This window comes from Vibrio sp. QJM3NY_27, from assembly GCF_057785955.1.
Genome location: NZ_CM173511.1, coordinates 730332 through 752522, shown reverse-complemented (window position 1 = coordinate 752522; position 22191 = coordinate 730332). Strand labels below are relative to the sequence as shown.

General features: G+C 45.1%; 15 protein-coding genes and 1 riboswitch. Of the genes, 8 read left to right on the top strand and 7 right to left on the bottom strand.

Annotated features, from left to right (window positions below; genetic code table 11):
* Window positions 1-128 precede the first annotated feature (128 nt).
* Both recC and AC3CIA_RS03345 read right to left on the bottom strand, forming a co-directional pair.
* Window positions 129-3641 (bottom strand): exodeoxyribonuclease V subunit gamma, encoded by a 3513-nt coding sequence (gene recC / locus AC3CIA_RS03350; RefSeq protein ID WP_488518510.1) that lies wholly within the window; start codon window positions 3639-3641, stop codon window positions 129-131.
* A 127-nt stretch (window positions 3642-3768) separates the two neighbouring features.
* Window positions 3769-4764 (bottom strand): TDT family transporter, encoded by a 996-nt coding sequence (locus AC3CIA_RS03345; RefSeq protein ID WP_167853016.1) that lies wholly within the window; start codon window positions 4762-4764, stop codon window positions 3769-3771.
* A 161-nt stretch (window positions 4765-4925) separates the two neighbouring features.
* Between AC3CIA_RS03345 and AC3CIA_RS03340 the strand changes: the two genes are divergently transcribed.
* The 5 genes from AC3CIA_RS03340 to AC3CIA_RS03320 all read left to right on the top strand — a co-directional run bounded on the left by AC3CIA_RS03340 (window position 4926) and on the right by AC3CIA_RS03320 (window position 9216).
* Window positions 4926-5822, top strand: coding sequence for a LysR family transcriptional regulator (locus tag AC3CIA_RS03340; protein ID WP_488518509.1), 897 nt, complete (start codon window positions 4926-4928; stop codon window positions 5820-5822).
* Window positions 5823-5910: 88 nt separating this feature from the next.
* A complete protein-coding gene (locus AC3CIA_RS03335; protein WP_004735185.1) occupies window positions 5911-6204 on the top strand; it encodes a YebG family protein in 294 nt (97 codons plus the stop codon).
* A gap of 155 nt (window positions 6205-6359) precedes the next feature.
* Window positions 6360-6444: riboswitch (Fluoride riboswitch) on the top strand.
* A 194-nt stretch (window positions 6445-6638) separates the two neighbouring features.
* Window positions 6639-7331, top strand: coding sequence for an iron-sulfur cluster assembly scaffold protein (locus AC3CIA_RS03330; protein ID WP_488518508.1), 693 nt, complete (start codon window positions 6639-6641; stop codon window positions 7329-7331).
* Window positions 7332-7355: 24 nt separating this feature from the next.
* Entirely contained in the window at window positions 7356-8345 is a 990-nt protein-coding gene (locus AC3CIA_RS03325; protein WP_108093485.1) for a GGGtGRT protein, read from the top strand.
* A gap of 229 nt (window positions 8346-8574) precedes the next feature.
* On the top strand, window positions 8575-9216 hold the full coding sequence (locus tag AC3CIA_RS03320) for a MarC family protein (protein WP_017079911.1): 642 nt from the start codon (window positions 8575-8577) through the stop codon (window positions 9214-9216).
* Between the two features lie 135 nt (window positions 9217-9351).
* Here AC3CIA_RS03320 and AC3CIA_RS03315 read toward each other — a convergent pair whose 3' ends face one another.
* Window positions 9352-11346, bottom strand: a complete 1995-nt coding sequence (locus tag AC3CIA_RS03315; RefSeq protein ID WP_488518507.1) for a bifunctional metallophosphatase/5'-nucleotidase — start codon at window positions 11344-11346, stop codon at window positions 9352-9354.
* 503 nt (window positions 11347-11849) lie between these two features.
* On the opposite strand from AC3CIA_RS03315, the gene dapD reads away from it, so the two are divergent.
* Entirely contained in the window at window positions 11850-12881 is a 1032-nt protein-coding gene (dapD, locus tag AC3CIA_RS03310; protein ID WP_428785496.1) for a 2,3,4,5-tetrahydropyridine-2,6-dicarboxylate N-succinyltransferase, read from the top strand.
* A 98-nt stretch (window positions 12882-12979) separates the two neighbouring features.
* Here dapD and AC3CIA_RS03305 read toward each other — a convergent pair whose 3' ends face one another.
* Both AC3CIA_RS03305 and purL read right to left on the bottom strand, forming a co-directional pair.
* Window positions 12980-13513 carry a DUF3332 domain-containing protein gene (locus tag AC3CIA_RS03305; RefSeq protein ID WP_017074183.1) on the bottom strand — a complete coding sequence of 178 codons (534 nt, stop codon included), beginning with the start codon at window positions 13511-13513 and terminating at the stop codon, window positions 12980-12982.
* A 272-nt stretch (window positions 13514-13785) separates the two neighbouring features.
* Window positions 13786-17715, bottom strand: coding sequence for a phosphoribosylformylglycinamidine synthase (gene purL / locus AC3CIA_RS03300; RefSeq protein WP_488518506.1), 3930 nt, complete (start codon window positions 17713-17715; stop codon window positions 13786-13788).
* Window positions 17716-18044: 329 nt separating this feature from the next.
* Between purL and mltF the strand changes: the two genes are divergently transcribed.
* Both mltF and AC3CIA_RS03290 read left to right on the top strand, forming a co-directional pair.
* Window positions 18045-19613, top strand: coding sequence for a membrane-bound lytic murein transglycosylase MltF (gene mltF / locus AC3CIA_RS03295; RefSeq protein ID WP_428786155.1), 1569 nt, complete (start codon window positions 18045-18047; stop codon window positions 19611-19613).
* 316 nt (window positions 19614-19929) lie between these two features.
* The gene (locus AC3CIA_RS03290; RefSeq protein ID WP_004735176.1) at window positions 19930-20064 is read left to right on the top strand and encodes a hypothetical protein; all 135 of its coding nucleotides are present in this window, start codon (window positions 19930-19932) and stop codon (window positions 20062-20064) included.
* A 58-nt stretch (window positions 20065-20122) separates the two neighbouring features.
* Here the strand turns inward: AC3CIA_RS03290 and tadA are convergent, their stop codons facing one another.
* Both tadA and AC3CIA_RS03280 read right to left on the bottom strand, forming a co-directional pair.
* Window positions 20123-20761 (bottom strand): tRNA adenosine(34) deaminase TadA, encoded by a 639-nt coding sequence (gene tadA / locus AC3CIA_RS03285; protein WP_171329468.1) that lies wholly within the window; start codon window positions 20759-20761, stop codon window positions 20123-20125.
* Between the two features lie 85 nt (window positions 20762-20846).
* Window positions 20847-22136: a hemolysin family protein gene (locus AC3CIA_RS03280; protein ID WP_054548062.1), complete on the bottom strand. Its 1290-nt coding sequence runs from the start codon at window positions 22134-22136 to the stop codon at window positions 20847-20849.
* Between the last annotated feature and the right edge of the window lie 55 nt (window positions 22137-22191).

Here is a 22191-nt window from a genome sequence, read left to right as displayed (position 1 = left end):
CGACTTCCTCTCGTCATTTTATAAGCCCTGCACACCAAGTTTACATCTAACTCTTTATTTCCCATGCTTTTATTCAAACGCATCTCTTTGATAAACATATTGTTGGTGATCTTGCTGATCACTGCCGATTATTCCTGATCTTCAAGATCGGCAGCGGCGAGTCTTGCGGCCTGCAGCACAAGCGTTGAATACATTCGCGACTCAGCAGCCAGAGCATCATCCCACTTAGACCAAATACGTGAGATGTAGGTATCTCGACCCTCGCCAGTAAAGGCGAAGCTGTCATTAAAGGTATCAGCCATTTTCTTTAGGGACTTTTCTTCGTCATCAACCCATTTACCGCGGCTAAAGCCCGCTTCAACACCAGCTAACGAGGTTTTCGGGAGGTAAGGTAATGGCGTTGTCATACCTTGATAAAACAGTCGTATTAATTCAGCCAGTAAACTCTTCGCCTGTTGCACATCGCCAATAGGCTGTAGTGTTTGGTGAACCACGCCCTCTTTTCTGTCATAGCCAATAATATGAGTCGTTTTTCCGTGCCCCATAACAGCGCAAGATAGATGATCAATCCACGCAGCCAAGTAATCTTGAGAGCGTATTTTGCCGCTACGGAAACGCACTAGACCTGATTGGTAGTTTTGAGTTAACCACCCCATCAAACGAACAGGTTTGCCTTCGCCTAACACGTCAAACTCGATATTCACTTCGAGATCTTGCTGCGGCGAACCGCTCACAAATCGAATCTCTTTGGCTAAGTCTTCCGCTTGAACACGGTTAGTTTCAAATTCGATATCACCAAAAGCGCCGACCGGTAATCGGCCCTGTGCTTTTTGCTCAGAGACAAACAATCGAACCGCTTCGTCTGCGCCTTCAGGGTGGTCCAACAACACTTGCAGCAAAGCATCCTTAAGTTGGAAACTCTCTAAACCATTAAGTACGAACGGTTCATCATCTTCCATCACAGGAAGTGGCGGTTCAAACACCACTTTTAGACGGCGATTAAAGAAGTACTGTACTGGTAAACGCCAGAAACGTTGCAGTTCAACCAGATCCAACTCCAACGGGTACGTTGCACCGAACAAATAGTCATCCAATGCACGATTGAATTCACCACTGCGTTCACCGGAACGGTTAGCCGCAGGAAGCCATTCTTTGGCGTAACTCAGCACATGGTTTGCATCACCTTGAGTAAAGGCTGCAGGGCTGAACGGTGTCATGGTGTGTTCAAAGCTGATCGCTTGAGTCAGGTTGATGCCTGAATCATCACTTGGTAGCGCTTGGTCTTCGCTTAAACAGTAGTTCTGTTGGCAGTACTCTATCAGCTCTGAAACGAGCACCGATGGCACTCGCTCAGTATTATCTTGAATCGAACGGCCGACATAGCTGATGTACAAGCATTCTTGCGCTGACAGCATCGCCTCTAAGAAAAGATAGCGGTCATCATCACGACGAGAGCGATCGCCTGGACGAGCTAGACTCTTTTTGCCTACGCCATTCGGCGAGCGAGTTTGGGCGCTCATCAAATCAAAACCTTCTGGCGGCATTGAGCGAGGGTAAACACCATCATTCATGCCTAACAAACAGACGGTTTTGAACGGAATAGAACGCATCGGCATCAAGGTACAAAAGTTAACTTGGCCCGCTAAGAAACGTTGGCTAATACGAGCGCCAGATAGCTTATTATTGAGGTACTGATAGATAATGCTCGGCGACAACTCTTGTTCGTACAAGGCATCATCAAGTTGTTCATTCAGTTGTGAAAGCGCATCACGAATCGATTTGAGCACCACCTCGCCTTCCAGCTCAACCGCAAAGAAATCATCAATCATTTGCAGCAAGGTTTCACGCCACATATCGATAGATTGTGTTTCAGTTAAACGTTGGCGGTAATGGGCAATACGATCGATAAAGTGCGCTAACTTACCAGCAAGTTCGGCGTTAATGCCTTGAACTTCGTTATAAGCGGCAATCGGAGAGTGTTCAGTTTCAAATAAACCCGCAGAGTCTGACATCGCATAGCCTAAGAGCATGCGCTGAATACCGAATAGCCAAGTATTTTGCTCGGTCGCAGGTAGATCAAATTCTGTTGCAGTAGAAGAATCAACGCCCCAACGGATACCCGCTTCTTCAACCCATTGCTTGGCTTGCTCAAATTGAAACTCATCAATACCAAAGCGTGCCATCATCGCTGGGATTTCTAATAGCTCTAGCAATTCAGAGGCTAAACAGCGCGTGTTCGGTAGCGCGACCAACTGCATGAAAGCGGTCAGAATTGGGCTTTCTTGGTCTGCGGTTCTATCAGAGATCGAGTAAGGGATATAACGCTCACCCGGAGCATTACCAAATACCGCCTGAATCGCTGGGCTATAAGCATTAATGTCAGACACCATCACGATAATATCGCGTGGTTTTAGTGTCGGGTCGGCATCAAACATCGCCAACAACTGGTCATGAAGAACCTCAACCTCACGCATTGGGCTGTGACACGCATGTACGGTCAGAGATCGGTCGCCCAGTTCAACCACCTGTTTATGGTTACTGGAATCTAAGATGTGGTCGTCTTGATGCTCTTCTAACTGGAGAATATCGGCTTGCAGTTGATGCAGCAGGTTATCCCTCTCAACATCAATAAAGAACTCGTGCTCTTCGCTATCTGACTGAGACAGTAAGAGCAGGTTATCTCGGCCTAATTTTCCCATAGACGCAAGCAGGCTGTTACCTACGGCTTGGCTGATATGCAGTTCATCTTCAACATTGGCTTCAATGCCATCTTTCAATGGTGAAGCTTCGCCCTCTAATTGAGGTAAGCCATCGACCAGAGCAAACTGCTTACGGCGCTGGGCCTCGACTCTCGCCAAATATTTACGGTCACGAATATCACCCCAGTAATGCTGACAAGGGTTGGTAAACATTAAGTGAACATCAATCTGCTCACCGAGTGCTTTCAACGCATCCATGTAACGAGGTGGCAGCGACGAAATACCAAATACAAATAAGCGTTTCGGCAGATGCTGCAGTCGACCTTGTTGATTGGCTAACGCTTCAATGAAGTCGTGATACAAGTTGCCACGGTGGTATTTTGATTGGCCTTGAGACAGGGTCTGGTCATAAAGTGCTTGCCACAAAATTGGCTGCCAAGGGTGATCTTGTTGTCCTTCATCATCGACTAATTCAGCAACGGGTTCTCCTGCTTCCCACATCGCCATCCATTCAGGTCGATACACCAAGTATCCATCGAAGATATCGGCAATTTTCTCTGCCAATTGATACAGCTTCGAATCATCTTCGTCGTTTTCAAGATAGCGTTGCAAGGGTAAGAAATCAGGGTGGTCAAGCTTAGCAGGTAGCAAACTCATCAACTTCCACGTCATCGCTTCTTTGTTAAAAGCACTGCGTTTAGGTACATCAGGAAGCACTTGGGTAAACATATCCCAAATGAAGGTTGCAGGAAGGGGAAAGTCTATATTTGCTGCTACACCAAACTCTTTGGCGAGTTCCATCTTAAGCCATTGAGACATACCTGGGCTCTGAACCAAGATCTGCTCTTTTTCGAAAGGATTGGCTAAAGGATCACTTTTGATTAAGTGAACGAGAAGGATTTTTAAAGTATCGACTTTATTGGAATGGTAAACAGTAAACAAAGTGCACTCACGCTAATCTTGCCACAATATAAAGCCAGATTAGCATAAGTGCCGAGTTTGGATTAGGAATATAAGCTTATGAAATACTGAAAACTTAAGGTCCGTTTATCTTTTGAACTATTGCTTCTTACAATCTACTGCCTACCGCGCTTAGTACACGATGAGGTTTGTAATTCATGTAATAACGAACCGCAACATAACCCACTACAAACGTTGCCACAATCAATTCTAGATACGCTAGGTTGAAGACTTGATCCACATAGTGAGTTTCCACACCAACAGTTTGCATCCAAGCCGCCAATTTGAATAACGCCGTTGCACCAATCACGATTGGGAAGGTAAACGCCGCATAACCTGGGCTAAATGGCAGACGAAGTAGTTTGAAAAACGCAATGTAGATAATAAAGGTCATTAACACTGCAATGCCAAAGAGTAACCCAATGATCACTGGCGAAGGGTTTGCCGTCACCGTTAGGTAGCCTGCTAAAGATAAACTGGCTGGTGCCGCCATAATCGCAATCGTTGGTTTTGCTGCGTCAGGCACTTCATGAGAGAAGATCAAACGGTAGATCATGAGAGGTAGCATTACAGCATAAACCAATAAGCCAAAGACTAAAGTCGCGTGAGCAACGGGTTCTAAGATCGGGTTACCTGAAAAAGAAACGTCTGCCACGATAATACCGATTGGTGGTACAAACCAGCTTGGCACCATATGGTGGATCTCAAAGTTTTTAGCTCTGTGGTATAAGAAGCTCACCAAGAACACGACATGTAACGCTACCGAAGCCAACCACATTGCTTCTTGAAGAAACGGAGATATTGGAGCCAACGAAGCAGACACCACCATACAACCCATCGCGAATGTGGGTACAACACTGCCGACAACAGGGTGAGCAAGGTCTTCACGTAATAAGTGGCCGTGAATCAAAAATTTCACAGCTAAAACAAGAAGTAATACCGCCGCAATACCCGCACTGATCCACTGCACCAAACCCGGAGTGTGTAAAGTACCTTGTGCGACTAAAACACCATCCCAACACCAGCCTAAGCTTGCAATTGCGAGTGCTAACCCTGCCATGGGTGTTGGAGCTCCTGTTAATCTATATTTAATACGTTGAATCATGTCAGCCTCTCTTAAACTTAATTCACTAAACTTGTGAACTCATCAGCTTGTTGAAGCCATAATACGCTTGCGCTTCGTTAAACAATATCCAATTATATATAACAAGTGTTCATTAATACTGAACGATAACTTTCCACCAGCAGCGTAAAACTAGGAACCTGATGGCTAATATTTCAATCAAACAACTCAAAGTGTTTGTCACCATTACCCAACATTCGACGCTTACCGCCGCATCGGAAGCACTGTTTTTGTCTAAGGCTGCTGTCAGCATGGCGCTGGGCGAAATGGAGAAACAATTGGGCCACTCTCTATTTGACCGGGTCAACAACCGATTAATTCTCAATCAAGAAGGACAAAAGCTACTTCCTTTGGCTGACGAGATTCTTCACAGAGCCGCAGGCATCGATGTTTTGTTCCGCAATGACCAACCATTAAGTGGCAATTTAAAGGTTGGCGCGAGTGACACGATTGGTAATCAGGTCGCACCGTTTATTCTGTCTGGCTTTAGAGAGCGTACTCAGCATCAAGATCAGAGCTTGTTTATTTCAAACAGTGCGCTGATATGCCAAAAGTTGGTGGATTATGAACTGGATATCGCGTTAATTGAAGGAAAAACACTCCATCCGGAGTTGATCTCTAGCCAGTTCAGTAGCGATGAAATGTGTATTATCGTTAGCAATCAACACCCTCTCCTTTCTCAAGACAAAGTTGCATTGCAAGATTTAGAAGGCAGCCATTGGATACTGAGAGAGTCAGGTTCAGGAACTCGCGAGTTTTTCCTGCGTGCTGTCGCACCTCGTATTGAGCATTGGTATGAGTCCTTTGAACTCAACACCACCGAGGCCATCATCAATTCAGTTTCTGCAGGGCTTGGGCTCGCTTGTTTATCGAGGTTAGCCGCACAACGAGCGATTGATTCCGGCCGAGTAAAAGCACTCGATGTCCCGCTCGACATGAAACGCCGATTCTGGATGCTGGTGCACAAAGACAAATATCAGAGCCCGCTGCTGAAATCTTTCATGGGTTATTGTGAAGACTGGGCTACACATCAAGATTGAGGCCGCATAGTTAGGTCATCAACTGGACTTTTTGCATCAGAAACTGTATAAAAAGCCAGTAAAATTTATCAAACTTAGAGGATTAACCATGGCTGTTATCGTCAAGTACGTGGTCGAACGCAACGGAGAAGAGAAAATGACTTTTACCTCTAAAGCCGAAGCTGACGCATACGACAAAATGCTGGATATGGCTGATGAGCTTTTTGAACTGTTAAGCAAAAGCGATTTAGTTGAAGATGAAGGCAAGCAAGAAGAACTTGCAATGTACCTAGCGAAGAATAAAGAAGAAGTTCTTTACGCACTAGGTGCTAAGCGCAAACCAGCTCCGAAAAAAGAAAAGAAACTTGAAGCTGTTGAAGACGCAGAAGAAGATGCAGCATAACTAGCTGATATTTTTATAGAAAACGTCAATAACGCCTCTTATCGGAGCTCGTTATTGGCGTTTTTTTATACTTATTGAAATATAATGAAGCCTGTTTATAGTCGAAATCGCTCTAAACATTCGCTTGCACAAAAGTGTGATTAAGATCTAATCTATAGTCATCAGGTGATGGGGTTCCACCTAAGCTTTTGCTTCAACCGCCCGTTCTTTTCGAACAGTGCTAATGACTCCTACAGAATCGAAAACAGGTAATACTGTTGGATGTATCGCTATTCCTCCATTTTGAAATGGACTTAGTCTATTAAGACCGAGCTTCATGACACCTTTGGATTACCGATACTCAAGATCTGTAGTGAATTAGCCGCACCTCTTCCAACACGTCCTGTTTTCTCAACGCCCTAGGTCTTAAATGGCTCTATCAGTGAGAAAACATTATGCACTACTCTTCAGAAATTCAATCAATGTGCCCTATTCAAAGGGGTGATCTTCACACTTCAGCTCCCATTCCAGTTGAAGGCGCCATGGTTAGCCCAAAAGATGTCATCGCTATTTCTGGCTTAAGCCATGGCGTAGGCACTTGTGCACCACAACAAGGTGCAGCCAAACTGACGCTAAACGTAAAAAACGGCATCATCGAAGAAGCGCTAATCGAAACGATTGGTTGTTCAGGCATGACTCAATCAGCCGCGATGGCAGCCGAAATCCTCACTGGAAGAACCATTCTTGAAGCCCTGAATACTGACTTGGTGTGTGACGCTATTAACGTAGCCATGCGCGAAATCTTTCTGCAATTCGTTTACGGTCGAACTCAGTCTGCATTCTCTGAAGGCGGCCTAGAAATTGGCGCTGCATTAGAAGACTTAGGTCAAACACAACGCAGCCAAGTGGGTACTAGCTACTCAACCGCAGCAAAAGGTGTTCGTTACCTGGAGCTTGCAGAAGGTTACGTGACCAAGCTTGCACTTGATGACCATAGCGAAGTAATTGGCTACGAATATCTCAACCTCGGCAAAATGATGAAGGCGATTAATCAAGGTATGCCAGCCAATGAAGCAGCAGACCTTGCTATGGGAACCTACGGTCGCTTCGATGAAGCCGTCACCACCATTAATCCACGCCAACAATAATTTTTGCCAATTTAGAGGAAAGATATGATGAACACTCAATTTAATGAATCAGTAACTCGCGTATTGGCAGAAATGAACTTCGACTCTTTAGAGCAAGCGAACCAATACTGTCTATCACACAATGTCGACCCAAAAGCGTTAGTGATGGATACCCAACCTATTGCTTTTGAAAGCGCTGCCGATGCTTATATCCTTGGTTCAGCACTAGCGCTATTCCGCAAAGCAAGCAACGCTGAACAAGCTGCGAATATCATTGGCGAAGGCCTTCAAGCATTCACCAAACCTGGCAGTGTTGCTGAGCAACGTCAAGTAGGGATCGGCCACGGTGCGCTAGCTGCGCGTCTTCTCAATGAAGAAAGCCACTGCTTTGCTTTCCTTGCGGGCCATGAATCTTTTGCTGCAGCAGAAGGTGCGATTAAAATCGCACTCAACGTCAACAAATCACGTCACAACCCATTGAAGGTAATCTTAAATGGCCTGGGTAAAGATGCGGCTTACTTAATCTCTCGTATCAATGGTTTTACCTATGTACGCACTCAATACGATTACCAAACGGGTGAGCTTGTTGAAACAGAACGTCGCCGCTTCTCACAAGGCCCTCGCGGAGAGATCTTGTGTTACGGCGCTGATGATGTACGTGAAGGCGTGGCAATCATGCACAGAGAAGAAGTGGATGTAAGTATTACGGGTAACTCAACGAACCCAACGCGCTTCCAACACCCTGTTGCAGGTATCTACAAAGCAGAACGTACTCGCCAAGGTTTGCCTTACTTCTCAGTTGCTTCAGGCGGCGGTACAGGTCGAACATTGCACCCAGATAACGTGGCAGCAGGCCCAGCGTCTTACGGCATGACAGATACCATGGGCAGAATGCACGCTGATGCTCAGTTCGCCGGTAGCTCTTCCGTCCCTGCTCACGTGGCAATGATGGGCTTCATCGGTATGGGGAACAACCCAATGGTCGGTGCGACGGTTGCATTGGCTGTGGCTGTGAGCGAATCTCAAAACGCATAACGACAACGTTGAGCGCCATGATCTATCCATAGAATAGAATCCGTTAACTGAGAAACAAGCAACAACAGACGACCAAAACTCTACACCTATCACTAAAACCAAACAGCCAGCCTTATGCTGGCTGTTTTTTATTCACACTTGCTCTACTATCTATTTCTAATAATTATTTGTATCTAAGATTAAATACACAAACTATTGGTATTTAACTGCATCTTTTCAAAGGAATAATATGAAAGAGCTCATCATTCATACCATTACCGTGTTCATGGGCTTTTTTGCCATTATGAACCCTATCGCTAATACGCCAATCTTTCTTGGATTAACCGGTGATAATGACAGGGAAACGGTTAAATCTATCGCATTCCGATCGGTACTTATCGCCTTCGTTATCGTCAGTACTTTTGCGATTTCTGGCAAACTGATCTTTGACCTCTTTGGTATCACGCTGTACGCACTGCGCATCACAGGCGGCATTCTGGTCTTTTTGATTGGCTTCCACATGCTGCAAGGTGATTCAACACATTCAAAAGCAAAAGAGAAAGTAAACTCAGACGCCCAGCGCGACGCTGCGTTAAGCATCGCTGTATCACCTTTAGCCATGCCAATACTGGCAGGCCCAGGCACCATTGCCACTGCGATGAATTTTGCCAGTACTGAAGGGATTTACGAGACCATCATTACCATTGTGGCATTTGGCCTCCTCTGCACCCTAACCTACGTCTTGTTTGTATTCGGTGAACGCTTCGTTAAAGCGGTTGGACCAAGTGCACTAAACGTGATTACTCGAATGATGGGTCTAATACTCGCAGTTATCGGTATGCAGATGTTGATTGAAGGGATTGAACAGGCTTACAAGGCGCTGTTTATTTAACGTCTAATTCCACTAAGTTTTATACAAATATAGCCAGCAACTTGCTGGCTATATTTATTTTATTGTTAATCTATGACCTTGTATTTGAAGGCTTTCATTAACAATACATGACACTCCTATAAGAGCGTATCAATACTATTTATATTCCATCGTTGTTGTTTCAAATCCTAGTGGCTCTAATACTTTCTTATGCTCAGCCCAAGAAATAAATGATTCGGCATCAGTATTACATACGTCACCTGAGCTTTCCGCACATGGTTTAGTACCACCATCATAGTTGACGCTATATTTCTCGGTACTTCCATCGTATGTCAGGTTATTAACTTTGTAAGTTTTAAAACCATTGCCTGAAATGACAATGTCTTGACGATCTGTTGATGTTAATTGAGCATCGCCTAATACATTCCAACCATCACTACCACTTGCATTATAGTTATTAACGATAACAGTGTAGTTATCAACATCGTTCATTGTCGTCCACACTGGATTGTCTTCTGTTCCAGTATTTACCTCAAGAGCCGTCACTGTGCCAGATACACCTTTCACATCTTCTGTAAACGTGTAACGCATGCCCGAGACGTACGGAAACTTACCAGCATGAGCACCTTCCGCAAGCGTAGGCTCAATTGTGCTGTCGATTAGATTTCGAATCACTTCGCCTTTAACGGTTAAAATCGACAAGTAGTTCGAGAATGGTAATAATTCTAATGTCGCATTGCCTTCCCTGAAATCACCTGACGCAATATCCGTTCGAACACCACCAGCTCCCACCAAACCAATCTGAACATTTTTACCGGTAACCGCTGTTACCGACGGTTGATTTGCCCAATAAATCATACCTTGAGCAATCATCGGAGCAACATCTGAACCGTGCTTATCAGTTCCAGCATCACCAGGACGGCGCTCATGACTGATTTCAGTCGGTGCAGCTGCAACAACATCACCATACGCAGCATCGAGAGCTGGCTTATAAGTTGCGTCGATACGGGTTCTTAAATCAATATCTTCATCTTTTATCGTGATTTTTTCATTATTATCAATAAACGACGTTACATCATCTTTATCAGTGCTAATCATTTGATGTTCTCGATGAGAATCATGATAGAACTCATCATTTGATAATAAAGTATTGTTCCCAACGCATGACATGAGATTGCCATTTATGTCAAATGATACATCAACGTCTCCAATAGCTTCCGCATATTGGCCCGCTTGAACCACACAAGTATTTTGTGTTTTGTCTTTTTGTGGAATCATTTCGGCGTAAATACCATTATTACCTTGATCAAGATCGGTAAAATCACCAAGTAAAGTATGAGAATGACCGCCAACAATGATATCGATACCCGTTGTATTGGCAGCAAGCTCCTTATCGGCAGCATTACCTATGTGTGATAGAACGATGATTTTATTCACACCCTTGGTTTTTAAATCATTTATAGTGGCTTGAGTTGCTATAATTTGGTCACTAAATGTCACATCACCAGTGCCGGTAGCAATCGTTGGCATATCCCCCAAAACAACACCGATTACCGCAACAACTTTCTCATCATCACTTGCATCAGAAACAGAGATAATTGCTCTTTTTTCTGAGCCTTCAAATGCAAATAGTTGATACGGATATAAATTATCTACATTACTTAAAGACTGATCTTTTGATGCATCCATATTATTTGCTAATACAGGAAAACTAACTGTATTGATGAACGATGCGAGCTTGTCGGTATCTAAGTCGAATTCATGGTTCCCAAGTACCATTGCATCTAACCCCATCTGGGACAATAAGTCTGCGTTTGCAGCCCCTTCATTTAGCTTAAAGTAAGCGGTACCTTGCCATGCATCACCACCATGCAAGAATAACAAAGGTTCTTTGTCTGCTTTAGCCCCCGCTTTGATATCGTCAGCGGCTTTCAATAGGCGAGGATAACCGCCAAATTCGTTATAAACCTTCTTGCCATCAGCACCCATAGTAAAACTGGATTTTACAGGATCAAAATTTGAGTGGGTGTCATTCACATGTGCTATGCGCAATGTCATATCGGGGGCAATAATATTGTCGTCATTGTCCGAGCCACAACCAACCATCGCTACGCCGATAGAGAGCACCAGTAAAGACTTAGTAAAATTCATAGAAGATCCTTTATTAATCGTTTTAATGTCGTTATGGCAGGCAATATACTGACATCTTGCAGGGTTTTAGTGATCGTTCTCTTAATTACACGTCTGGAAATTGAGTATTTACCCTAACTGTAGGCACAAGCGATTAATCAACAGAAGTCGAATAATTCTGATAATAAACATGAATTTATAAAGAAAGTGTGACTCACTCTATTGATACTGCTAACAAGAGGATGGGCTAAAGATAAGTGTCAGGTGTGGAAATGAAATGGCACCGCGCTACTTAAGTAAGCGCGCCCATATTTAAGAGCGAGGTATAATATCCGGATAATGAAAACTATCTCTAAAAAGACAAGCAATATCATTTTACAGACTTTATCCCGATACGCCCTTTCATAACGAGGGCGCTCTCTTTATGATGAACGCAATTAAATTAACTTTGCTAACGGCAGCACTCATTATTCGAGTCACTGCTATGAATAGCAAAATCAAGACTCAACACATGGAGATTCAACATGGCTTACTTTTCACTAGCCTTCGGTACGGCAACCAAAAACCGCGACAATAAAATCATTGAAGCGTTCTTCCCTAACCCACTTCTAAACCCAAGCGACGCTCTTGTAGCAGCTGTAGCTGAAGTGTCAGGTTACGCTGAAGGCAACCAAGCTATAGAAATCTCTGCTGCACAAAGTGCAGAACTAGCGAAAGCATTCGCAGTAAACGACGATGCAGCAAACGCATCTTTCGCAGAAAAAGCGGCAGCGTCTGAACAGCCACTTGTTCTTGTTGTTCTTGCAACTGACGAGAAGCCAGCATCTGTTGCTGAAGGCTTCCTAAAGCTACAACTTATCTCTAACCGCCTAGTTCAACCACACGGTACGGTACTGGACGGCATCTTCGGTCTACTTCACAACATTGCATGGACAAACGAAGGCCCAATCGATCTTCCAGAGCTAGCTGAGCGTCAAATCGAAGCTCGTCTTGCGGGTCGTGCTCTCACAGTAGATTGTGTAGACAAATTCCCTAAAATGGTGGATTACGTGGTACCAACCGGTATTCGTATTGCTGATACTTCTCGTGTTCGTCTTGGCGCACACGTAGGTGAAGGCACAACAGTAATGCACGAAGGTTTCATCAACTTCAATGCAGGTACTACTGGCGTAAGCATGGTTGAAGGTCGTATCTCTGCGGGTGTTGTTGTGGGTAACGGTTCTGATATCGGCGGCGGCGCTTCTATCATGGGCACTCTGTCTGGTGGCGGTACTATGGTTATCTCTATCGGCGAAAACTGTCTACTAGGTGCAAACGCAGGTCTTGGCTTTCCAATGGGCGACCGTTGTACAGTTGAGTCAGGTCTTTACGTAACTGCGGGAACTAAAGTTCGCATGCTAGATAAAGAAGGCAACGAAGTAGAAATCATTAAAGCTCGTGACCTTGCTGGCGTTTCTGACCTTCTATTCCGCCGTAACTCGATCACTGGTCAAATTGAGTGCCTAGCGAACAAGTCTGCTGTTGAACTGAACAGCGAGCTACACAGCAACAACTAATCTACGCGCTAGATGCTAAATTACTAGATATTAAAAAATACGAGGCCGCTGGGGTTTAATCCAGCGGCTTTTCTTTTATAGCGGTAAAGCTGAGAAGATTATGCTTTTTCTGCTGCTAACTGCTCAAGGGCTTGAATTGAAGTTTCTGAAACAAGCGCTCCATCCATGTAGTAACTAACTTTGTCGCCATCACGAACACCCATCAGTACAGCTTTTTGGCCATCATTGTAGGTAATGTCCATACGTATGGTATTTTCATCGATTTGTTGCATTTCGCCTTGTTCGATATGGCGATTGTTGAAGCCAAGTGGGGCTTCTTTCAATGAATCATCTAGGCTGTCGTTCACATCAATCATGGTATCGACTTTGCTATCAAAGATGTGAGGCGCGCCAGTGAGTGGGTTTTTACCTGCCCAGAATTCGATCGAGTTAAATACGATGTAATCGGCTGCAAATGTTAAAGCGTAAACTGGAGCAAGCAAGAAGTTGACCCCAGCACGAGCGTAACGGTTATCTACAACTTCAACGTTGAACTTCATTAATTTACCAGTAACGGCATTACTACCGACACACCCTGCTAACGACATGACAATCGCTGCCACTGCAACTGCTTTTGTGATTGTTGTTTTCATAGATCCCTCTTATGCCACGATGATTGATTCATTTTTTTGTAAGGCCAAACGAGGTTCTCTCTGCATAAATACAGAAACTCGTGAGCTAACAAATTGATTCCATAACATTTAGCGTAGTGGAGATTTTTAGAACAGCAAACTGCAAACCTAATTTGTTTCGCGTTGGTTCCTAAAATTTGTGTAATAAAAAAGCGCAGACCTTTCGAGCTGCGCTTTTAGCTTTTAGTTTTTAGTTAATCCAATCTAGATTAACGCAGCATGTAGGTAAGTGATTAACCCACATTCTTACGTGCGTTTTGGAACATACGCATCCAAGCACCATTCTCGCCCCAACCTTCTGGAGACCAAGAGTTTGCTACCGTACGGAATACACGCTCGGGGTGCGGCATCATGATAGTCACGCGGCCGTCTGTAGTCGTTAAACCAGTGATAGCGTTTGGCGAACCATTCGGGTTGTTCGGGTATTGCTGCGTTTGGTTACCGTTGTTATCAACGTAACGTAGAGCAACCGTGCCTGAATTTTCGATCGCGTTTAGGTGGTCGTTGTCACGCACTTCTACGCGGCCTTCACCGTGAGAAACAGCGATTGGCATATGAGAACCTTCCATGCCGTTGAAGAATACAGAATCAGACTTCTGAACTTCTACTAGGCTGAAACGAGCTTCAAAACGCTCAGATTCGTTACGAACGAAACGTGGCCAGTACTCAGCTCCAGGGATAAGTTCACGCAAGTTAGACAACATCTGACAACCGTTACACACACCTAGAGAGAAAGTATCTTCACGCTTGAAGAAGTTTTCAAATTGGTCACGCGTAGAGTCGTTAAACAGAACCGATTTAGCCCAACCTTCACCAGCGCCCAATACATCACCGTAAGAGAAGCCACCACAAGCCACAAGGCCGTTGTACTCTTCTAGTACCGCTTGTCCCGTTAGGATGTCGCTCATGTGAATATCAGTTGCTTCGAAGCCTGCACGGTCGAATGCTGCTGCCATTTCAACGTGAGAGTTAACACCCTGTTCACGTAGAATCGCCATCTTAGGCTTAGCGCCCGTGTTGATGTAAGGAGCAGCAATGTCTTCATTTACGTCGAAGCTTAGTTTCACGTTCAGACCTGGGTCTGAGTTGTCTTTCTTCGCTTCGTGCTCTTGGTCTGCACACACTGGGTTATCACGCAGACCTTGCATTTTATGCGTAGTCTCAGCCCAGATAGTACGCAGTTCAGTACGGTTACGCTCAATCACTACAGACTCGCCAGACTTAATCACTAGCTCATCTGAATCTTGAACCGAACCAATCACGTGTGAACACGCTTCTAAACCGTTTGTTGCAAGAGTAGAAAGAACAGCGTCTAGGTCATCGTTGCGAACTTGGATTACCGCACCTAGCTCTTCGTTGAAGAGTGCTGCTAGCGTGTCTTCGCTATTCTCTGATGCAGATAAAAGCGCCGCAATATCAGCATTAACACCACAGTGACCTGCGAACGCCATTTCTGCTAGCGTTACGAATAGACCACCGTCACCTTTATCGTGGTAAGCCACAACTTGGTCGTTAGCAACAAGCGCTTGAACGCCTTCGTAGAAACCTTTTAGTTGCGCTGCGTTGTCTACATCTGCTGGCTTATCACCAAGCTGCTTGTAAACTTGCGCTAGTGCTGTCGCACCCATACGGTTTTTGCCGTTACCTAGGTCGATAAGTACTAAGCTTGTAGCGCCTAAGCCTTCAAGGTTATTCGGGGTGCGAAGCTGAGGCGTAATCGTCTTACGAACATCTTCAACACGTGCGAACGCAGTGATAACAAGAGATAGCGGAGACGTTACTTCTTTCTGCTCGCCGTTCTCTTCCCACTTAGTCTTCATCGACATTGAGTCTTTACCCACTGGGATAGTTAGACCCAGTGCTGGACATAGCTCTTCACCGACTGCTTTCACCGCTTCGTAAAGGCCTGCATCTTCACCTGGGTGACCTGCTGGAGACATCCAGTTAGCCGACAGTTTAATGTGTTTGATATCGCCGATATTAGTCGCTGCAATGTTAGTGATTGCTTCACCAACCGCTAGGCGAGCTGATGCACCGAAGTCTAGTAGTGCCACTGGCGTACGCTCACCAAGAGACATAGCCTCACCGTGGTAAGAATCGTAACTTGCTGCAGTTACTGCGCAGTTAGCAACTGGAACCTGCCATGGGCCAACCATTTGGTCACGAGCGACAAGACCCGTTACCGAGCGGTCACCGATAGTGATAAGGAATGTTTTCTCTGCCACTGTTGGTAGGCGAAGAATACGGTCAACCGCTTCGTTTAGTTCGATACCAGAACGATCAATCGCAGGGTTGTTTGCTTTTAGCGTCTTCGCGTCACGGTGCATCTTAGGTGTTTTACCTAAAAGGATGTCCATTGGCATATCGATTGGCGTGTTGTCGAAGTGTGAATCTTCTAGTTTCAGATCACGCTCTTCAGTTGCTTTACCAACCACTGCGTAAGGTGCACGCTCACGCTTACAAATCGCGTCAAATGTTGCCATGTCTTTATCAGCAACTGCCATTACGTAACGCTCTTGAGATTCGTTACACCAGATCTCAAGTGGGCTCATGCCCGGCTCATCGTTTGGCACGTCACGTAGATTAAAGATACCGCCACGCTCACCGTCGTCGACTAGCTCAGGAAGTGCATTCGAGATACCGCCCGCGCCCACATCGTGGATGAATGCGATTGGGTTCGCATCACCAAGCTGCCAACAACGGTCGATAACTTCCTGACAACGACGTTCCATCTCTGGGTTTTCACGTTGTACAGAAGCAAAATCTAAGTCTTCAGAAGAAGAACCAGAATCCATTGAAGATGCAGCACCGCCACCAAGGCCGATGTTCATTGCTGGACCGCCAAGAACGATTAGGCTTGCACCTACTGGGATCTCTTTCTTCTGAACATGATCATCACGAATGTTACCTAGACCACCAGCCAGCATGATTGGCTTGTGGTAACCACGCACTTCTTCACCTGCGTGAGAGTTTACTTTCTCTTCGTAAGTACGGAAGTAACCTAATAGGTTTGGACGACCAAATTCGTTGTTGAATGCTGCGCCACCAAGAGGACCTTCAAGCATGATATCCAGAGCAGTAACGATACGGCTCGGCTTACCAAAGTCAGTTTCCCAAGGTTGAACGAAGTTCGGGATCTTAAGGTTAGATACAGAGAAAGCAACTAGACCCGCTTTTGGCTTACCACCAATACCTGTCGCGCCTTCATCGCGGATTTCGCCGCCTGAACCTGTTGACGCGCCCGGCCATGGAGAGATTGCCGTTGGGTGGTTGTGCGTTTCAACTTTCATCAAGATGTGTGTTTTCTCTTGGTGATAGTTGTACTGACGAGTTTCTGGATCTGGGAAGAAACGACCGACTTCAGAACCTGTCATTACCGCTGCGTTATCTTTATAAGCAGACAGAACGTGTTCTGGTGTCGTTTCAAAGGTGTTCTTAATCATCTTGAACAATGATTTTTCTTGCTTAACGCCATCGATAGTCCAATCAGCGTTAAAGATCTTGTGACGACAGTGCTCTGAGTTCGCTTGTGCAAACATCATTAGCTCGATGTCAGTCGGGTTACGACCTAGCTTCTCAGTGAAGCTTTCAAGAAGGTAATCAATCTCATCTTCTGCAAGTGCTAGACCTAGGGTAACGTTTGCTTTTTCAAGCGCTTTACGTCCACCAGTTAGTAGGTCAACTTCCGCATAAGGAGCAGGCTCAGCAACAGTGAACAGCGCCGCTGCTGATTCGAAGTCAGTGAAAACCACTTCCATCATACGGTCGTGCAGAATTGCTTTCAGCTCAACAAGTTGAAGCTCAGAAAGTTCAGAAGAGGTTTCAATGTAGAAAGCAGTACCGCGCTCTAGACGTGACACTTTAGCCAGTCCGCAGTTGTGTGCGATATCTGTTGATTTTGAAGACCAAGGCGAGATAGTGCCTGGACGTGGCGTTGCAAGCAGCAGTAAACCTTCAGGTTCATGCTCTTCAATCGTTGGACCGTAAGTCAGTAGCTTTTCTAGCTTCTCAACTTCAGACTCATCTAGGTCTGCCGTTAGATCAGCAAAGTGGGCAAACTCAGCGTAAATACCTGTTACAGGTAAGCTTAATTCACGACAAAGCTCTAAAAGCTTGTTAACACGAAACTCAGATAGAGCTGGGGAGCCACGCAAAATTCTCATGTGCTTACGTCTCTTATGCAGTTGATTAAGGTAGTATTGGAATAAATTCAGTGGGTTATAGGAACAACCTAACTGTTTTCTTCGAAGCTATTCCCGAAGGTTGCCAAACCTATGCCGATTCCACCTCTTCAATGCGAGCGCATTATAAAGCATTTCTTTTTGTGACGTAACACCAAAAGCAACCGTTTGCGTTATTTTTTTTATCTTTCTGCGTAAATGGTACTTTTGCTGCATTTATCACCACTTTTACAACTGTTTAAATAAACCTGCTTTGCCAGCCTTGCGGGGTTTGGTATAAAGGGGCTTCCACTTTTCGAGATTTCATTTTGATGCCTAAATTTACGCTCATCTTTTCGTCTAAGTTCCTTCTGCTCGCTATTGCCCTATTTGGGTTGGCTGGATGCCAGATTGAATCTGAACCTAAAAGTGTCCTTGAGCAGATACGAGAGCGTGGCGTTCTTCGTGTCGGCACCCTAAATAACCAACTCTCTTATTACATCGGTCCAGATGGTCCTGCTGGCTTGGATTACGAGTTAGCTCGCGAGTTTGCAGAAGAGCTTGGTGTAAAGCTTGAGGTTAAACCCGCTTACCGTCTATCCGGCCTATTTCCGGCGTTAAAGAAAGGCGAGATCGATCTTATCGCAACGGGGTTAACACAAAACAGCAACCTGACACGTGCCTATCGCGCTGCGCCCGCTTATTACTATGTAAGCCAGCAGGTCGTGTACAAAAAAGGCCAGTGGCGCCCAAGAAACCTTGAGCAACTGATCAAGTTTGAGAATGAGCGTCAGGCTGATTTCGTAAAAGCACAAACGGAACCAGAAGAGGTAGCGTCTACTGACACATTGACGCCATCTTTGGTTGTAGTGAAAGACTCACACTTTGAGCCAACACTAAAACAGCTGCAAAACACGCACGATGACTTTATCTACGATGCGATCGGCAATGCTGACATCAACGACCTGCTAAAAGAAGTCTCTACAGGGGAACGCTTGTTTACTGTGGCGGATTCGATTGAGCTGTCACTCGCACAACGTTTATACCCAGACGTGGCTTTGGCTTTTGAACTTACAGAAGACCAACCGATCTCTTGGTATTTACAGAAGTCTGAAGATGAAAGCCTTTATGCGCTGCTGATTGAGTTTTTCGGTAACCTAAAGCAGTCTGGTGAGCTCGCTTCACTAGAAGAGAAATATATTGGCCATATCGGCACCTTCGATTATGTCGATACTCGTGCCTTTATCCGCGCTCTAGACAGCAAGCTACCGAAATGGTCGCCACTATTTCAGAAATACTCGCAAGAATTTGATTGGCGCTTAATCGCAGCTTTGGCATACCAAGAGTCACACTGGAACCCAGTCGCGCGTTCTCCTACAGGTGTTCGTGGCATGATGATGTTGACGTTGCCAACCGCGAAGAGCGTAGGTGTAACCAATCGTCTTGACCCGAAACAGTCGGTACAAGGTGGCGTGGAATATTTACGTCGTATCGTGAATCGAGTTCCTGACTCAATTACTCAACATGAAAAGATCTGGTTTGCCCTAGCCTCATATAACGTAGGTTACGGTCACATGATGGATGCACGTCGCTTAACCAAAGCACAAGGCGGCAACCCTGACGCTTGGGGTGATGTAAAAGATCGACTTCCTCTATTGAAACAAAAGAAGTACTACAGCCAAACTCGATACGGCTATGCGCGTGGTGATGAAGCAAGGAATTACGTTGAGAATATTCGCCGTTATTACCAAAGCATTATTGGTCATGTGAATAAGCGAAATAAAGAAGAAGAAGCGAGCCTCGAAGGTTTGGTGGTTATCCCACCTTTAGAGATCTCGGGCGCTGAATCGACAATCAGTGCGGCTGAATCCGCTGTCGACGAAGCTGAGTCTTCCAAATAAATAAAAAGAGCAATGCCATGTAGCGTTGCTCTTTTTTTTATACATGAGCCACTGGTTCGTATTGGCTAGTTCGCATTGAGAAACTAAACCAACAAAGTGACCGTTAAATTTTAGGTGTCATATTGCAGTAACAATCGAACTTTATAACGACACACCATAAGCGCCATGATGTTCTGTTGTATTCAGACACTGACAATCGCGATGGTTACTCAAAAAGTATCGCTAAGTTCGCGGCAGAGATCATAAACAAGTAACCACTATAATTAAAACTGAAGTCATAATTACAAAGCCAGACGACAAATAGGAAATCGTTGAAATGATGAAGAGTAAACTGAAATCGAAGCGCCTTGATAAGACCGTTGCTGCAAACCGTCGTAAGCGTATGCTTTCAAATAATAAGAAGAAAATCATTTGGCGCAACCGTGCTTTCATGCAGATACTTTCTGAGTAAATATACCGAGTAAGTTTTCTGCGGCACTCTTGCGATAGAGAGTGCCGAAAGCTTGCTGCTATTTTTTGTTACAGACCTTGTTCTTGTTACTGACCTTATTCTTATTACTTGCCTTGTCAGATTCTAAACACTGCTCTTCCAACAGACGGTCTTGCTTCCGTTTTTCTTTTATCTCTTTTCTACGACGCTTGAAAAACGCCTGCAACTGCTCACGACATTCTGCTTCTAATAAGCCATGCTCAACATCGGCATAGTGGTATGAGGCTTGGCTTTCAAAGAGATTCAATACCGTACCCGCAGCACCCGCTTTTAAGTCAGGTGCACCAAAGACAATCCGCTTCACTCGGCTGTGTAACAAGGCACCAGCACACATTGGGCAAGGCTCAAGCGTGACGTATAAGGTGGTATCAAGTAAGCGATAGTTTTCCAAGGCTTGGCCAGCTTTACGCAAGGTTTCGATTTCTGCGTGTGCCGTGGCATCGTGGCTGCCAATCGAACGGTTCCAACCTTCAGAAATAATCTCCCCCTCTTTCACCAACACAGCACCAACGGGAACCTCTCCCTCTTTCTCTGCTTGCTTAGCAACCTCAATGGCGCGTCGCATGAAGATTTCATCTTGAGGGGTGAATTGATGGTCTGACAAAGGGAACTCCAGAAAACAAAGGATAAGAACAAAAAAAGGTATGCGGAGAAGCATACCTAATCTTAGTAATAATGAACAATAAAGAGATAATGAACAACAAGCGTTGGCTTGTTCGTTTAATCTCTCGCTAGCGGCTTATCTAACTAACATCATCGCCTAGCTCATTGACTAATCTTGTCGCTTTAACACTCACGATACGGTTGTTCTCAACCGAGATGATTTCAAACTGCCATTGCTGACACTGAACCACTTCTCCCGTATCGGGTAAACGCCCAATCAGCCAAGTGACAAGGCCATTCAATGTTTGGAAGCCTTCGCTTTCCCCTTCTAACTCTGACAGCTCTAAGCGGTTCTTGAGCTCACTGATAGGGATTAATCCATCCACCAGCAATCCGTCTTCCACTTGTTCTGTCCATAGGTCATTGGGGTTATTGGATAACTCACCTGCAATCGCTTCAAGAATATCATAATGAGTCACAAGGCCTTGCACATCACCATATTCATCGACAATGAATGCCATCTCGGTACCCGACTCTTTAAAGTAGCCAAGTAGCCGCAGTGCCTTCATCGATTCTGGAACGTAGATCGGCGACTTAGACAACCCCATGATAACTTGAATACTTAAATTGCCTGCCTGATTCAGCAAGGCTTTGGACGACACCGTACCGACCACTTTATTGAGGTGATCTTGGCACAATGGAAATACACTGTGCTTTGAAGAGCGCAGTTTCTTAAATATCTGCTCTACAGGTTGCTCAATATCTAGAAAGTCGACATCTCGACGTGGCGTCATCAATGAGCTTACAAGGCGATCATCAAGCTGCAAGATATTACGAATCATCTCTTGCTCGCCGCGCTCAATCACTCCAGATTCTGAGCCCTCTTTCACCAGTGCATGGATATCGTCTTCAGTGACACTATCTTCTTCACCGCCACGCCCCATCAGCTTTAAGATGCCTTCGGTTGACGCAGACAACGCAAACACAAACGGCGTTGCGATTTTAGATAACCAGAAGATTGGTAGCGCGACTAACACAGCAATGTTTTCAGCTTGAGACTGAGCAAAACGCTTTGGTACCAACTCACCCACAACAATCGCGAAGTAAGTAATACCGACAACGACTACCGCAGTAGACAAAATATTCGCTTGTGTTGGGTCGAATCCCCACAGTTCAAGTTGAACCGCAAGTGGAGCTGATAGCGTAGCCTCGCCCACGATACCGCTGAGTAGGCCGATTACCGTAATACCGATTTGAATGGTTGAAAGGAAGCGGGTTGGGTTTTCTTTGAGCTCAAGAGCAATCTGAGCGGAGCGATGTTTTTCGGCCAAGCGTTTCAACCGACTATTTTTTGCTGCTACCAGTGCAATCTCAGACATGGCAAACAGACCATTTAAAACAATTAACCCTACTAAAAGCAGAATCTTCATGTGGCTTGGATTTCCTAATTTTACCGGCCAACAATTAGCCGTAATCCGGAGTATA